This window comes from Sphingobium sp. BS19, assembly GCF_027925545.1.
Classification (GTDB): domain Bacteria; phylum Pseudomonadota; class Alphaproteobacteria; order Sphingomonadales; family Sphingomonadaceae; genus Sphingobium.
In genome coordinates this window covers 15252-29459 of the sequence record NZ_BSEF01000027.1, presented here as the reverse complement: position 1 = coordinate 29459, position 14208 = coordinate 15252, and the positions used below count along the sequence as shown (strand labels likewise).

General features: G+C 60.9%; 15 protein-coding genes and 3 pseudogenes. 8 read left to right on the top strand and 10 right to left on the bottom strand.

What is annotated here, in order from left to right; translation table 11 throughout:
• Positions 1-50: 50 nt before the first annotated feature.
• The gene (locus QMG56_RS20685) at positions 51-1214 is read right to left on the bottom strand and encodes an acyl-CoA dehydrogenase family protein (RefSeq protein WP_281824566.1); all 1164 of its coding nucleotides are present in this window, start codon (positions 1212-1214) and stop codon (positions 51-53) included.
• Between the two features lie 116 nt (positions 1215-1330).
• Between QMG56_RS20685 and QMG56_RS20680 the strand changes: the two genes are divergently transcribed.
• The 4 genes from QMG56_RS20680 (at position 1331) to QMG56_RS23555 (ending at position 3420) form a co-directional block, all read left to right on the top strand.
• On the top strand, positions 1331-1489 hold the full coding sequence (locus tag QMG56_RS20680) for a hypothetical protein (RefSeq protein WP_281824564.1): 159 nt from the start codon (positions 1331-1333) through the stop codon (positions 1487-1489).
• A gap of 108 nt (positions 1490-1597) precedes the next feature.
• A complete protein-coding gene (locus tag QMG56_RS20675; RefSeq protein ID WP_281824562.1) occupies positions 1598-2761 on the top strand; it encodes an FAD-dependent monooxygenase in 1164 nt (387 codons plus the stop codon).
• Between the two features lie 50 nt (positions 2762-2811).
• Positions 2812-3009, top strand: coding sequence for an NIPSNAP family protein (locus tag QMG56_RS23560; RefSeq protein WP_375713743.1), 198 nt, complete (start codon positions 2812-2814; stop codon positions 3007-3009).
• Between the two features lie 105 nt (positions 3010-3114).
• Positions 3115-3420 carry a hypothetical protein gene (locus tag QMG56_RS23555; RefSeq protein ID WP_375713741.1) on the top strand — a complete coding sequence of 102 codons (306 nt, stop codon included), beginning with the start codon at positions 3115-3117 and terminating at the stop codon, positions 3418-3420.
• Here the strand turns inward: QMG56_RS23555 and QMG56_RS20670 are convergent.
• From QMG56_RS20670 to QMG56_RS20660, 3 genes are all read right to left on the bottom strand, one after another.
• Positions 3348-4988 carry an IS66 family transposase gene (locus QMG56_RS20670; protein WP_281824560.1) on the bottom strand — a complete coding sequence of 547 codons (1641 nt, stop codon included), beginning with the start codon at positions 4986-4988 and terminating at the stop codon, positions 3348-3350. The genes QMG56_RS23555 and QMG56_RS20670 overlap by 73 nt on opposite strands.
• A gap of 72 nt (positions 4989-5060) precedes the next feature.
• Positions 5061-5402, bottom strand: coding sequence for an IS66 family insertion sequence element accessory protein TnpB (tnpB, locus tag QMG56_RS20665; protein WP_281824558.1), 342 nt, complete (start codon positions 5400-5402; stop codon positions 5061-5063).
• Positions 5399-5767, bottom strand: coding sequence for a transposase (locus QMG56_RS20660; protein ID WP_281824555.1), 369 nt, complete (start codon positions 5765-5767; stop codon positions 5399-5401). The genes tnpB and QMG56_RS20660 overlap by 4 nt, the downstream gene beginning before the upstream one ends.
• 77 nt (positions 5768-5844) lie before the next feature.
• Between QMG56_RS20660 and QMG56_RS20655 the strand changes: the two genes are divergently transcribed.
• Both QMG56_RS20655 and QMG56_RS20650 read left to right on the top strand, forming a co-directional pair.
• Entirely contained in the window at positions 5845-6333 is a 489-nt protein-coding gene (locus tag QMG56_RS20655) for a hypothetical protein (RefSeq protein WP_281824553.1), read from the top strand.
• Between the two features lie 239 nt (positions 6334-6572).
• Positions 6573-6767 (top strand): annotated as a pseudogene (locus QMG56_RS20650) (transposase zinc-binding domain-containing protein); the annotation flags it as partial.
• Positions 6768-6848: 81 nt separating this feature from the next.
• On the opposite strand, the gene QMG56_RS20645 reads toward QMG56_RS20650, so the two are convergent.
• From QMG56_RS20645 to QMG56_RS20635, 3 genes are read right to left on the bottom strand one after another with little or no spacing between them, the layout of a single operon-like run.
• Positions 6849-7838, bottom strand: coding sequence for a tyrosine-type recombinase/integrase (locus tag QMG56_RS20645; RefSeq protein ID WP_281824552.1), 990 nt, complete (start codon positions 7836-7838; stop codon positions 6849-6851).
• Complete coding sequence (locus QMG56_RS20640) at positions 7835-8740, bottom strand: tyrosine-type recombinase/integrase (RefSeq protein WP_281824550.1); 906 nt, start codon at positions 8738-8740, stop codon at positions 7835-7837. Before QMG56_RS20640 ends, QMG56_RS20645 begins: the two co-directional genes overlap by 4 nt.
• Entirely contained in the window at positions 8740-9972 is a 1233-nt protein-coding gene (locus QMG56_RS20635) for a tyrosine-type recombinase/integrase (RefSeq protein ID WP_281824549.1), read from the bottom strand. Before QMG56_RS20635 ends, QMG56_RS20640 begins: the two co-directional genes overlap by 1 nt.
• 167 nt (positions 9973-10139) lie before the next feature.
• Here QMG56_RS20635 and QMG56_RS20630 point away from each other — a divergent pair.
• Positions 10140-10980 (top strand): annotated as a pseudogene (locus QMG56_RS20630) (IS91 family transposase); the annotation flags it as partial.
• Positions 10981-11287: 307 nt separating this feature from the next.
• Here the strand turns inward: QMG56_RS20630 and QMG56_RS20625 are convergent.
• Entirely contained in the window at positions 11288-11452 is a 165-nt protein-coding gene (locus tag QMG56_RS20625; protein ID WP_281824547.1) for a hypothetical protein, read from the bottom strand.
• 66 nt (positions 11453-11518) lie between these two features.
• On the opposite strand from QMG56_RS20625, the pseudogene QMG56_RS20620 reads away from it, so the two are divergent.
• Positions 11519-12316, top strand: a pseudogene (locus tag QMG56_RS20620) (IS5 family transposase).
• A gap of 541 nt (positions 12317-12857) precedes the next feature.
• Here QMG56_RS20620 and QMG56_RS20615 read toward each other — a convergent pair.
• A complete protein-coding gene (locus tag QMG56_RS20615; protein ID WP_281824545.1) occupies positions 12858-13643 on the bottom strand; it encodes a helix-turn-helix domain-containing protein in 786 nt (261 codons plus the stop codon).
• Entirely contained in the window at positions 13636-14016 is a 381-nt protein-coding gene (locus tag QMG56_RS20610; protein ID WP_281824543.1) for a hypothetical protein, read from the bottom strand. Before QMG56_RS20610 ends, QMG56_RS20615 begins: the two co-directional genes overlap by 8 nt.
• Between the last annotated feature and the right edge of the window lie 192 nt (positions 14017-14208).

The window sequence follows — 14208 nt, the reverse complement described above, 5'->3', positions numbered from 1 at the left end:
CTTCTCAAAAAGCACAGGGTCGAAAACACGGTGCGGACCCTGCTATTACGTCAGATCATCGGATCTGTGGGTTCCAAACCGAACAACTGCCTGCCGAAGATTTCAGCGGAATTGTCCCAGTTAAGTCCGAAATGGCTGCTGATGGTGATCATGTCACGATTGGCGCGCTGGATTGGGTGGTCATCGTTAACCCCGTGAGCGCCAAGCATACGCGTCAACCGGTCGATCGCCCGACGGCACAGTTCGGGGGCATAGGCCGTATTGCGCTTGCTCAAAGCCTTGTCGTCACGACTTGCCAAAGCATCGTTTCGGACAAGTGCCGCAGCGACTTCGGCGCTTAATAGTAGCAGACTTTCGGCCGCATCCACTTCTGCCGACGATTGGGCATAAATCAGTTGCCGCGTCAGTTGCTGCTGCTTGGCTGCGCTATTTTTCGCATCCTGGGCGAAATAGGCCAATGCGCCTCTGGCAATGCCAATCGCAGGTGCGGCCACGGCAAATGGAAACAATGTTGCAAATGGCAGGGAGTAGAGTGCCCCGGGATGATCCGCCGTTCGCTCACCCCGCAGACTCGCAAGGCTGATCGAGTGCTCGGCGGGCACGAACAAGGACCCGATCTTGACGTCATTACTGCCGGTGCCGCGCATCCCTACCGCCTGCCAGACATCCACAATTTCGACTTCGCCTGTCGGGCAAGCAAAAATCCGCATATCAATGCTGCCATCTTCACGTTTGCATGGCGCGCGCACGATGACCCAGTCGCTCGCGTCGATGCCGCTTGAGAATTGCCATGTCCCGGAAAGCAGGTAGCCGCCATCAGTGGCCGTGCACGAGCAGTCAGCATAGGAAAACGCAGTTGCAATGCGAGCATCGGGATTGTTTCCCCACACCGCTTCCTGCGCCGCGGCGGGAAACGTTCCCAGCATCCAGGCGTGCACGGCAATACCGCCCTGCACCCAGGCGGTCGAGGCACAGACGCTTCCCAGCAATGTCGAGATCTCTAGTTGCAACGGGCCGTAAGGCAGTTCCAAACCGCCAAAGCGCGAAGGCTGATACAATCTGAACAAGCCGGCATTAGCCAGTTCATCGATGCTTTCTTGTGGAATCTTGCGAAGATTTTCCGTCTGCGCGACGCGCGCGCCGATGTTGCCGAGCAGCCCACTCACCTTTTCCACAATCACCCGGGTGTCCTCGAACGTGGGCTGAAGCATCATTTTCCTTTCAAATTTATCGTCTGGATTATGGAATACATTTCATATATAGGGCATGTAATCAACTCAATTCGTCACCAAGCTTAGCGCAGAAAGCAATTTGCCATGAGGGAGTGTGCATGGGGAAATTCGACAATTCCATGAGCAAGCATGGATCGGAATCCAAAGGGGAAACCGGCATACCGCCTGTTCGCACAAGTGAGGGGCCGAAATTTGCGAGCAAGGCGAAAAAATTGCACGCCGAACGAGCCATCTGCCGGTTTAATGCGATTATGTGAAGTTTTGTGTCGTGTGGCGCGTAAGCCGATTTGGATGTGGGCTGAGCGATTGCGATTGAATGAAGAACAGGTCAGCGAACAGGACCTGAAACGGGTTAGGATTACGGTATGAAGGATGCACATTTTCTGGTAGTGGGCGCAGGAATAGGCGGGTTGACGGCGGCGGCGGCGCTGCAGCGCGCGGGCGCTCGCGTTACCGTGTTTGAACAGGCGCCGGAACTGAAGGAGATCGGCGCCGGCGTCATCATTACGCCACAGGCGATGCATTCCTTCGATTATTTAGGTATCGCAGACCGGGTAGCGGCCGAGGCTGGTCCAGCTGAGTGCTATCATTCACAAGATTATGCTACAGGTGAAATTCTGCTTCGTGGGCCTTCTTCGGAAGAGTTCCGGACCCGTTTTGGCGCAGGCTTCCATCAATGCCACCGCGCCGATCTGCATTCGGCCCTTGCCGATGCAGCGGCGGCTGGAGGCAATTACACACTCCATCTGGGCCACCGCTTCGTCGGCGCGACCCAGGAGGGAGGGCGCGTGACCGCCACCTTCGCCAACGGCTTGCGCTATGAAGCCGACGCCCTGATCGGGTGCGACGGCAATGCATCGCTAGTGCGGACATCGACCTTTGGCAGCGAGCCCGTCAAATATACCGAACAGGTCGCCTATCGCGCGGTGCTTGACTTCGATCGCGTGCCCAAAGCGCTGCTCAACGCGCCCTACAGCTATTTTGTGGGACCGGGCCGGATGCTGCTGTTCTATCCGCTGCGTAACAGGAAACTGATGAACGTAATCGGCATCGCGCACGAACCCGATTGGCAGGAAGAGGGCTGGATCATTCCCGCTACGCGGGATGAATTTGTTCGACTCTATCAGGATTTTCACCCCGCTGTGCTCGCGCTGCTCGGCGCGCTGCCCGAGGATGCGATCTTCAAATGGGCGCTACGCGACCGCGAGCCTCTGTCCGCCTGGACACAGGGGCGCATCACGATGCTGGGCGACGCTGCCCATCCGATGACGCCGTTCCTGGGCCAGGGCGCGTGTCTGGCGATCGAGGACGGTATCGTGCTCGCCCGGGCTGTCGATCAGGCGTCCACCGTGGGGGAGGCTTTTGCGCTTTACGAAGGCGCGCGCAAGCAGCGCACGACGACCGTTCAGCTTGCATCGCGCGATCGTGGCAGAGATTTACAGGGCCGCAAGACCGGAAAGGCGGGCCCGGGCCAGAATGCCGAGAGCATGGGCCTGTTCGCATATAATCCTGCAACCGTGCCACTTTAGGGCCACATGCGGACTGGTGCAGACATGCTCAAGATCAAAACCGCCGATACCTGCCATCCCAAGAATCCTCCTACTCCCGTCTGTTCGAGGAAACGCGGCTGCGGATTCTCAAGCGGCATCTGGGTGAGCTTGTCGCGGCGCCCACCCCGGAAACCAGCACTATCAACCAGCTTGTTCAGATATGGGCCTATCATGACCATGCCCACCGCTCCGCACCGCGTGCCGCGCTATGGGCTGATCCAGATTGACTGAACCCGAGCGAAGAACACGTCCGCCATGCTTCAGAAACAGGAATCGGTTTTGCTGGCGCCGATAGGTTTTTCTCCGCTGCAATAGACCTTGGGAGACACAAGATGGATATGGCCTTGGCCTGCGCCTCGCATACGCCTATGTTGCTTGAAGAGGCATATTCTGATGCCGCGACCTGCGCAAAGGTCAGCGATTCATATGATCAGCTAGCGCGCTTTGTTCGCGATTTTGCGCCTGAGCAAGTAATCCAGTTCTCGCCTGATCATTATCACGGCTTTCACTATGATAATATGCCGAGCTTCTGTAGCCATCCGGTGAAGGCCGCGGCGAACGTCGGTCAGGCGGCGATGGCGGCGCGATTGGGTTGCCAGTTCCAGGGCAGCAGGTCATCGAGGCGGGTGGCGGGATAGTCGGCGATACGGGCGAGGACATCGGCAAGCCAAGCCTGGGGATCGACGTCGTTGAGGCGTGCGGTCTGGATCAGCGTGTAGATTACCGCTGCACGCTCGCCGCCGCGATCGGAGCCGCAGAACAGCCATGCCTTGCGGCCGAGCGGCACGCAGCGCAGCGCGCGCTCGGCAGCATTGTTGGTGAGGCATACGCGCCCGTCTTCAAGGAACCGGGTGAAGGCGTCCCAGCGCCGCAGCATGTAGTTGATGGCCTTGGCGAGGTCGTGATTACGCGAGAGCTTGGCGAGCTGAGCGATGAGCCAGCTGTGCAGCTCGGTTACCAGCGGTGCGCTCAGCTCGCGTCGCATAGCGAGGCGTTCGCCGGCGTGCTTGCCGTTGATGGCGCGCTCGACATCGAACAAGGCGTCGATCCGCTGCACGGCTTCGAGCGCGATCGGATAGATCATGCCGGCGCGCTCGCCGCGGCTCTTCCTGCGCGCAGCGCCTTCGACGTCGGCCAGTTCGAAGAACTTGCGCCTCGCGTGGGCAAAGCAGCCGGCCTCGAGCACGGGCGAAGGCACGCGGGCAGGTGCATAGAGCTCGCCATAGCCGCCATAGGCGTCGGCCTGGAGAATCCCTGACCAGGATGCCAGATGCGCGCGTGGATGCTCGCCGCGCCGATCGCGCGAGTAGTGGAACAGCGCCGCTGGCGGATCGGCGCCGGCAAACGGGCGGTCATCGCGGACATAGACCCACAATCTGGCGGTATCGGTCTTGCCCTTGGCCATGACCGGCACGGTGGTATCGTCGCCGTGCAATCGCTCGGCGGCCAGAACATGGGCCTCGATCCGGCGGTAGAGCGGCATCAATGCGAAGGCGGCGGCGCCGACCTGATCGGCGAGCGTCGATGTGCTGAGCGGTACGCCCTCGCGAGCAAAACGGTCAGCCTGGCGGTTGAGAGGCTGGTGCTGTCCGTACTTCTCGAACAGGAGCATGGCCAGGAAGCTGGGGCCTGCCCACCCGCGCGGCACGACGTGGAACGGCGCTGGCGGCTGCGTAATCTGCTCGCAGTCCCGGCAGGCGACCTTCTCGCGCATGGTCTGGATGACCTTCCAGCTGCGCGGGATCACCTCGAGCGTCTCTGTGACGTCCTCACCGAGCTTGGACAGGCGGCTGCTGCCGCATGCCGGGCAAGCACAAGGCGCGGGGATGACCACCCGCTCGCGCGGCAGGTGCTCGGGGAACGGCTTCCTGGAAGGCTTCTTGCGGTCGAACGGGGTGACACTCGCGGTCTTCTGAGCGGCGGCCTCGGCGACAAGATCGTCCTGGGCGGCGTCACCTTCGAGATCTTCGAGGCTCAGCTCCATCTGCTCGAGCAAGCGAGTACGCTCGGCGCTGGGCCCGTACTGCTCGCGGCGCAGCTTGGCGATCTGCAGCTTGAGGTGGGCGATCATCGCGTCGGTGGCGCTCTGGCGAGCATGGGCGTTGGCGAGCTTGGCCTCGGCCTCGTCAGCCCGCCGGGTCGCGGTTGCCAGCAGCGCCTTGAGCGCTTCGACATCGTCAGGAACGGGCGAAACCGCAGCTTCCATAGCCGCGATGGAATCACAAAATACCGCCCGGATGAAGCACAAAATGCGCCGCTGACGAAGAAAGTGCGGGGTCTACCCCGCGCTCTGCGGACGCCAGGAATACTGCGGGTTACGCCAGTCGATCCCGTCGAGCAGGCAGGCCAGCTGCGAGGCCGTCAGCGACACCATGCCGTCCTTGGCAGACGGCCAGACGAACCGGCCCTTCTCGAGCCGCTTGGCGTAGAGGGACATGCCGATCCCATCATGCCAGATCAGCTTTACCAGCGATCCTGCCCGCCCGCGGAACACGAACAGATCGCCGCCGTGGGGATCACGCTTAAGGCCTTGCTGGACCAGCAGGGCCAGGCCTTGCATCCCCTTCCTCATATCGGTGTGACCCATCGCGATCCACACACGTGCACCTGCAGGGATCACCGCAGCACTCGCAAGGCTGCCGCGACCAGCGCCGGCGACGCCGAGGCGAAGATGCTGACCCGGTTGCCGCGCGCCAGATCAACGACGATCGCGGGGCTGAGGCTGGGCCGGGCTGCATCGGGCGCCTGGGTCATCATCGCCTCAGCAAACTGCGGTGACTCTAGCTCGGTCACCGCCGGCTCGTTGCTAGCCGCACGCAGCTTGCGCCGCCACGTGTAGACCAATGACGTCGAAACATCGTGCCGCTGGGCCACGCGCACGACACAGGCGCCCGGCGCAAACGCCTCGTTCAAAATCCGGAGCCGCTCATCGTCGCTCCAGCGCCTGCGCCGCTCAGGCCCCGAAAATACCGTCACTTGACCCATCAACCGCTCCTAAGCGCGCTCTTGAGCACGAGCTTAAGACCGGTCCCTCACCCCATCGACAAGGCGGGTCACGCCGGATGGATACGAGCTTCTGCATTGGCGCGGCAGCGCGCTCCTATGGCGACTGGAACACAGCGACGGGCGCGCTTCGCGTCGATGAGGACTTCGCGCTGGACATGCTCGATGCGGTGCGCGCTGCTAACATCGATGCTGCCGTTTCGTTCGACATGATCGTCGATCATGGCTTTGTGCAGATATGGGAAGCAATGTTGGGCGGGTTCGATGTCTATCCGATCGTCCCGGTGTTCGTGAACGCGATCGCCTATCCGTTGCCGACCTATCGCCGCGCGCGATTGCTGGGTGAGGCGGTGGGACGGTTTGCCCAGCTTTCAGGGCGGCGCGTGCTTTTCGTTGCTTCGGGGGGGCTAAGCCATGATCCCGTGATTCCGATGATCCGCGGCGCTCCGCCCGAAGTGCGCGATCGCCTGATCGGACGAACCGCGTTCACACCCGAACAGCAGGCGCACCGCGAGATCCAGGGGCGCGAGCCGCTCGGCTGGCCATGACGGGCGAGGGACCCTCGCGGCCGCTCAACCCCGAATGGGACCGCGCGCTGCTTGAAACACTAGCGCGCGCCGACTGGGCGACCACCGACAGCTTCACGGCCGAAAGCGTAGACGCCGTAGCGGGCGCCGGCGGCAACGAGATATTGTGCTGGGTTGCGGCAACCGCTGCACTCGCTACCGCCGGATCGTTTGATGTCGTTCAGAAGGATTATATCGATGTTCCCGGCTGGATCGCGGGCATGGCGCATTTCGCCGAGGTGGCGGATATCTTCCGCCGCCATGGCCCTTCCTACGCCCAGGCCCATGACGGCCATCTCGTCCGCGTGGAGCGCCGCGTCATGTCGGCGATCGAACTCTGCCGGACAGCGGCGCTCGGCGGTCATGTCGAGGCTTATGAGGACTGCGCGCATGCCAGTGTCGCTTATAATTCGTGCCTTATGGGCAAATCCAGTAATGGGGAGCTGGCGGCGACCTGATGGCTCTTTCACGCATTTCGCCGCCCGCCCCCCTCACCATTACGTGGCGTTCTTTAGCAGTGCCATCAGCTTGTCGGTCGGTTGGAAGGTGCCGCGCCTCAGATGCGGTGGCACGATCGCTTCCATGGCTTCGAGCTTTTCGGTTGGATCGCCGCGTGTGTAGACCTCTGTGGTCGTCAGCGTGGCATGGCCCAGCCACAGCGATACTTTCCGGATGTCTTGCGTCGCCTGCAGGATGATCATCGCGCAGGTGTGTCTGAGAACATGAGGTGAGACGCGTTTTTTGGCGAGGCCTTGTTGCTGACGAGCAGCAATCGCGGCGTGCTGCTTGAGCAGGTAGGCGAAGCCCCATCGGCTCAGAGGCTCACCGCGGGCACTGATGAACACTTCGGGTGTGGCGGCCTTTCCGCGAATGGCGAGCCAGGCCCGCAATGATGTGGCCGCCGGCTTCCACAGCGGCAGCGCTCGTTCCCGCCGCCCCTTACCGACAACACGTATGCTCATCGACGACATGTCGATATCGTCGATCTTCAGCCCCGTCAGTTCCGACACGCGCAATCCTGCACACACGGCCACGTACAGCATGGCTCGGTCGCGGATGCCGTCGCGCGTTGTTGGATCCGGGGCATCGAGCAGCGCTTGCAGCTCTTCGCGCAGTAGATAAGGAACAAGACGCGTATCCGTCTTCTTGAACGGGATCGCCAGCACGCGACGGATCTGGTCGAGGGCTGCCGGCTGCCGGTATTCGAGGAAGCGGAAGAACGACTTGATTGCTGCCAAACGAACATTTCGCGTCACTGCGGCGTTCTTGCGCGTATCTTCGAGATGCACGAGGAACGCACTGACCAAACCGGAGTCCATCTGCTCCAACATCAGCTTGGATGGTTTACTCTTGAGCCTTGCAGCAGCGAACTCGAACAGGAGCTGGAAGCTCTGGGCATAGGAATCACACGTGTGTCTGCTTGCGCCCCGCTGATGGACGAGTGTTTCGCGCAGGAACGCTTCGATGAGGGGAGCGATCGGTGTCATGCTCGTCTCCCTTCTGTCATGAACGCCTCTCCGGTCATTGCGATGTCGCGCACGAGATCGGCGGTTGCCTCCAGGTACCAGTAGGTAGAGTAGATGTTGACGTGACCCATGTACGTCGCGAGCGCGACCATATGCGGCCCGCACCGGTTTCCGCTCGTCGGACTGCCTTGTAGCACCCGCACCGCGAACGTGTGCCGCAGATCATGCAGCCGAGGACGCCGCGCCGGCGTAGACCGGATGCCAATTTTGTCGATCAGCCTGTCGAAGGTCTCTTTGACGGCGATGTAGCGCAGTGGCCGGCCATGCATGTCGGCGAACACTGGATCATCACCCGAACCAGGTCCGCGGCTCTTCAGGTAGCGTTGCAAGCCTGCGGTCGCCGTCTCATGCAACGGCACGAGACGGGTCTTGCGGAACTTGGTCTTGCGGATCAGCAGACCGTCGCTTGTTATGTCCGCGAATATGAGCTTGAGTGCTTCGGAGATTCGCAGCCCGGTGGCCGCGAGAAGGGCGATTAAGGTCGCATACGTCAGCGAGCGCAGGCCTCCTTGAGGCTGAAGCCAGCCGGCGGCTTCGATGAGGCGAGCGATCTCCGCGTCCGAGTAAATGTGCGGCGGTCGACGCCTTTTGCGGGCGCCGAAGTGATTGCCCGGTGGCAACTCGTGCCGGGCATCTTCGATGCGGATATGGCGGGCGAAGCGGCAGACGGCCTTCAGTCGAGCATCGCGCTGCGCAACGGACGGTCCGAGCGTGGCCCAATCGATGGCTGTTTGCGTGTGGACATACGCGTGCCCGCGCTCGGCCGCGAAGGCGGCAAAGCTCTTGAGCAGGTATTCGGCATTCAACATCGCAAAGCCCGTGGCCCGGCGCAGTGCGAGATAGGTTTCGATGGTCTTCAACATCAGAATGCCTCCGGCCACGGCTGCGCCACCTGCTTCAGAAGAGCGACATCGGCTTTGGCGTAGCGGGCCGTCGTGTCGATGCCACTATGCCGGAGGACTAGGCCGATCTTGTCGAGCGGTACGCCATGGCGCAGCATCTCGGTCGCTGCGGTGTGCCGCAGGGCGTGCGCACCCTTGATGGGCGCCACGACGCCAGCCCGCTTCATGACGCGCCTGACCACCGAAGAGACGCCGTCGCCGTTCCGGAATGGACGGGCGGGCGCGATCGTGCTCAGGAAGACGCGATCGCTTCGACAACACGTCGGTCGACATTCGAGATAGGCCGCGATCGCATCCCCAACGTCCTGGGGCAGCGGCAAGCGAACCTCATAGCGCGACTTGCCCGTGACCCGCAGCGAACCCGCCTGCCACTCGATATCGATGAGACGGAGCTGCGCCACGTCGCCGGCCCGCAGGCCGAGGCGAGCCAACAGCAGTATGATGGCGCGATCCCGCCGGCGCGCGCCGGCATCACCATCGCAGGCAGCAATCAACCGGCTGACCTGTTCGCCCGAGAGGTATCGCGGCATCTCGGCAAGCTGCCAATGGGCGTAGGCCGGAACGGCATTGTCGAGACCGGCCCGGCAGTGGCCTTGAACAGCGAGGTAGCGCAAAAACGCCCGTAGGCTCGTCGTCATCTTCTCGATAGTGCCGCGCCCCCATGTGCGCGCGCGCTTCATGACGTGGTCGCGGATATCGGTGGGACTCCAACGCGCCGGGTCCGTTGCAAGTGCTGCCATGATACTGGCTGCATCGCGCGCATAGAGCCTTATCGTCGCATCGGAAGCCCCGCGATGCTTGCTGAGCCATGCTTTAAAGCCGACGACTAGCTGCGGTTCGGCAGGCCGCATCGGCGTAACCGCGGGCTTGCACACACCTATTTCTTCGAGGTGCCGACGGAAGAGCTTTGCGCCGTAAATGGTGTGATGGTTGCAGCGGCCTCCCTTCGCGCGCGGGCATCGGCACGTTCGCAGATGTTCTTCGAACGCCGCCAAATCCATGTCGCTCACGCTTGCATCGCGCTCTGCCATAACGTGGCCGACATGAGTTGCCGCCCGCAGATAGCGCACAGCAGTCTCGGGGCCATAGCCCTGCTGTTCGAGTGCTGCAGCGAAGCCATCTAGGTATGGCCCGCATGGCCCGCTGCGCAGATGCCACAGCATCTTCGACGCAGAGAAGTAGGTTTCCAACATAATCGTCTCCGTTTGTGAACGGCCATTAATGGCCGCGTTTACGGAAGCACGGGGCTGCGATGTTATGGAGACAAAATGCGGGGAAATTCACTGAAAATGCCCATGCTGGCACGCCAGCTCCCCATTACTGGATTTGCCCATAAGACAGGTAATGGAAAATGCCCATTACGTGCCGCAACCGGCATTGCCCCAAGTGCCAGAACACGACGCGCGAACGGTGGCTCGCCGCGCGGCAAGCCGACCTGCTGCCGGTGCCCTATTTCCATGTCGTGTTCACGGTGCCGGCCGAAGCCGCCGAGATAGCCTTCCACAACAAGGCGGTCGTCTATGCCATCCTGTTCGACGCAGTCGCCGCAACGCTCAAGACCATCGCCGCCGATCTCAGGCACCTCGGCGGTGAGATCGGGTTCCTGGCCATTCTTCACACCTTGGGGGCAGGCGCTCACGCATCATCCCCATATCCATTGCGTCGTCCCCGGCGGTGCGCTCTCACCCGAGGGACGCTGGCTCGGCTGCCGGCCACGTTTCTTCCGACCATCCGCGTGCTCTCGACTATTCCGGCGGCTGTTCCTCGAACGGCTCCAGACGGCCTATGCCGCCGGGCGACTGCGCTTCTCCGGCACGCTCGACGGGCGTGGTGACGCGGATGTCTTTGCCGCGGCGATCCGGCAACTTCGTCGCAAGAACTGGGTCGTCTATGCCAAGCCGCCGTTCGGATCGCCCGAACAGTTTCTCGCCTATCTCGGGCGCTACACCCACCGGGTCGCCATCGCCAACAGCCGTCTGGTCAGCGCCGACGACACGACCGTGACCTTTCGTTGGCGGGACTACCACCATGGCAACGCACCCGGACTCATGACGCTCGACGCGCACGAGTTCATCCGCCGCTTCCTGCTCCACAGCCTGCCCGATGGCTTCCACCGCATCCGCCATTATGGCTTTCTCGCCAATGGCTGCCGTCGAGCCCGGCTTGTCACCATCCGGCAGTTGCTGGTGGTAGCGAACCCCGCGACGGACAAGGTCGATTGCGAGGATATACCGCTCATCCGTCAGCGGCCTCGCTTCGATCCAACGGTCTGCCCCTGTTGTGGCGGCGCCCTGCGCGTCACCGCGACATTCGCGCGCCATCGCTCGCGGTTCGACACATCGTGAGCATCGGCTCCCGCCCGAATATCGAACATGGCGGCGTCGCGGCACCGACGAACGCAATGGCAACCTGTGTCTGCGACCTTGTTGAACTGCCTGCGGATCACAAGCATCGAACCTCAACCCTGTCCAGAATCCTGATGGTCGCGTCGGTCACCGTGTTCGACACCTACGGTTCGATATCGCCGACGCCGATACAGGGCAGTTCCGTCGCCCCAAATCGATCCCCCAGAACCGGCGCAGCAACACAAAGCCCATAGCGCGTGGCCGCGTTAGGGGGTTCGCTCAATCCGGCTTCAATGAGGTCGCGCATCACGCCAAGATCGCCGTTCACCGCCGCGCGACCTCACAGAAACCTCCAGATTCCCAAAGCGGCGTTGATCTGATTCAACGTTGCGGCATGAGCCGCTATGATCTGACCGACTTTGAGTGGCGCGTGATCGCGCCGTTGTTGCCGAACAAGCCGAGAGGGGTGCCGCGTGTCGATGACCGATGGGTGCTGAACGGCATTTTCTGGGTGCCGCGTTCGGGTGCGCCGTGGCGCGACCTTCCCGAGCGGTACGGACCGAGGACGACGTGCTACAACCGCTTCGTGCGCTGGCGAAAGGCGGGCGTGTGGGCAGACCAGCTGATGGACGCGATCACCGAGGCGTACGCCGGCGATATCCAGATGATCGACAGCACTTCTGTCCGGGCGCACCAGCAGGCTGCGACGGCAAAAAGGGGGGTCGAGCTCATTGTCTCGGTCACTCCCGAGGCGGTCTCACGACCAAAATCCACGCGGTCGTTGACCGGCAAGGCCTCCCGCTCCGGCTCGGCCTGAGCGCAGGGCAAGCGCACGATGCTCCCGCTGCGCTGACCCTGCTCGGCCAGCTCTGCTCCGCGCACGATCGTGCTGGGCGACAAGGCTTACGATGGCAACGCCATCCGCGACCTGATCGAGGCACAGGGCGCGGTGCCCAACATCCCCGTCGAGTCGAACCGCAAATGGCGCCCCTGCTTCTCCAAGACGCTCTACCGCGAGCGCAACCAGGTCGAGTGATTCTTCAGCAAGCTCAAGCACTTCCGACGCATCGACACCCGTTTCGACAACCTCGCCGACAACTTCCTCGCCATGGTCAAACTCGCCTCAATGCGCCTCTGGTTGCGGCCACCCAACCTGGCTACTCTTGAGACGCCGGCCCATTACGGCATCTAGTGGAACGAAGGAGACCGCGCTCCCCGTCGATAAGCCGGATCGCAAGCGAGCGGGTAAATCATTGTTGCGGGATCCCGCGCTGGCAACGATTTTATGAAGCCGTCGTTCTAGAGAACGGATGGGCAGGCATCTCGACGACGGTAAGAGCGACCAACGGCAAGTCCCCCCTCAATCCACGCAAACTGCGGGTTTAAGAATTCCGGAGCTTTGTTTGCCGCTGCTGACGTGTTCGCGATCGTGAATACCGAGGATGGCCAAAGCTATTTTGCCTAACGGGGTAAAAAGCATCAGGCACTGCAACCGAGCTGGTATGATTATTAACGCGCAGCTAGGCTGGAGCCGTCTTTCAAGTTTTTTCTTGATTCTAAAATTCCGAACATTCCGCCGCAATCATCTGAAATATGGCCGCTCGTAAGTTGTTCATCACCATGTCCTGCCCCGGAAATGACTCTCGCACACAATTAAACCTAAAAGATTGCGAAAATCCAATTCGAAAGGTGTGGATGTCCACACAGGTATCTACGGTTGTTTGCCGGACACGCTATTGCTTCGGGCCTAATTGTAATGAATCGAGTTGCGTCTCAATTTTGCTGACAGTTGCGCTGATTACCGGCAGATATTCAGCAAGTAAGACCGTTTTCTTGACGGCACTGGTGAGAAAAACAATATTGACGCATGCTGCAACGCGGCCCTGAACCCGTACAGGCATGGCAAGGCTTGTTAGCCAAGACCATGTCTCACCGAAACTCGTCGCGAAACCATCGTTGAGTGTCTTGTTGGCGATATGTTCCATGAAACGCGGGTTATTCTGCTTTCCGCGGGGATTTGACCTGTTAAGGTCCGACAGAATTCTAGCCCTGTCCTCATCTGTGCAATAAGACAAGTAAGCTCGTCCCACCGCAGAGGTCAGCCATGGAACTGGAGTTCCGATGCTGGCATCATGGACGCGGATTCTACTCCGTCCGTGCGTCGTTTCTCTGATGTAAAGTCGGGAGTCGTGCCCCAACATCACAAGACTCGAGGGCCAGTCAATCCGCTCGATCAGGTCACGCATGAAGGGAGCGGAGGCATCGAGCAGTTCACAATCTGCATTGGACGCGCCGCCGAGCGTCAATGCCTTTTGCGTAAGACAGAACTTTTCGTCATGGACCCTGCGACGAACATATCCCATTTCTTCAAGGGAAAGCAGGTGTCGATATACGGTGGTTCTGTGTAAGCTGAGCTGTTCGCTGATATCCAGAATGCCAAGACCCGGTTTGGCTGCTACAAGGGACAAAATTTCCAGGCCCCGCTCGACCGACCGGACAGATTTAGTTCGCTTAGCCAACTGTTCCTTCCTCAACATTCTTGCGAGCACTGGTCTTCAAATGCAGGCGCTGACCAGGGTCAACGGCCGACGATATGGTGATATATGGACCAACCCGGCCTGAAATTCTGGCCCGGCCTGAAATTCTGGGGTTAACGGTGCCGTATCTCTCAACGGGAGTGCAACGAATAATGAAGAAATGTGCAATCAGTGAACAGCCTTTGGTGCCGGACATATAATCATCCGGCAGCCATTTCCTTTCCAGTAAAGAGGCAAATGGCCGACGGTCTGCGCCATCCCTGTGCCACAGCCATGGTCCGGAAAGGTCCGGCACGGGGCGCTGGGCTCGGTTGACCCATGCCTGCGCGTGCTCGACCATCCACTGAAGCGACAAGCGGCACTAAACTCCTCGCGGGATCGAAGCGCTTGGCTATCCCGATTGGCCGATGCGAGGCAGTGCATTCCGGAGTTTCTTGCCGGTTTAGCACTCCGACACGGAATAAACGCATCTGGCCGCTGCCCACGAAATTAAGCCAATTACCATATGCTGTGTTTCAGGTTTGAAGCAGTTGTTTCGCACGTCGGA

Coding starts and splice junctions, on each gene's coding strand:
- QMG56_RS20685 (WP_281824566.1), bottom strand. CDS start 1,214: ATGATGCTTCAGCCCACGTTCGAGGACACCCGGGTGATTGTGGAAAAG.
- QMG56_RS20680 (WP_281824564.1), top strand. CDS start 1,331: ATGGGGAAATTCGACAATTCCATGAGCAAGCATGGATCGGAATCCAAA.
- QMG56_RS20675 (WP_281824562.1), top strand. CDS start 1,598: ATGAAGGATGCACATTTTCTGGTAGTGGGCGCAGGAATAGGCGGGTTG.
- QMG56_RS23555 (WP_375713741.1), top strand. CDS start 3,115: ATGGATATGGCCTTGGCCTGCGCCTCGCATACGCCTATGTTGCTTGAA.
- QMG56_RS20670 (WP_281824560.1), bottom strand. CDS start 4,988: ATGGAAGCTGCGGTTTCGCCCGTTCCTGACGATGTCGAAGCGCTCAAG.
- QMG56_RS20660 (WP_281824555.1), bottom strand. CDS start 5,767: ATGGGTCAAGTGACGGTATTTTCGGGGCCTGAGCGGCGCAGGCGCTGG.
- QMG56_RS20655 (WP_281824553.1), top strand. CDS start 5,845: ATGGATACGAGCTTCTGCATTGGCGCGGCAGCGCGCTCCTATGGCGAC.
- QMG56_RS20645 (WP_281824552.1), bottom strand. CDS start 7,838: ATGACACCGATCGCTCCCCTCATCGAAGCGTTCCTGCGCGAAACACTC.
- QMG56_RS20640 (WP_281824550.1), bottom strand. CDS start 8,740: ATGTTGAAGACCATCGAAACCTATCTCGCACTGCGCCGGGCCACGGGC.
- QMG56_RS20635 (WP_281824549.1), bottom strand. CDS start 9,972: ATGTTGGAAACCTACTTCTCTGCGTCGAAGATGCTGTGGCATCTGCGC.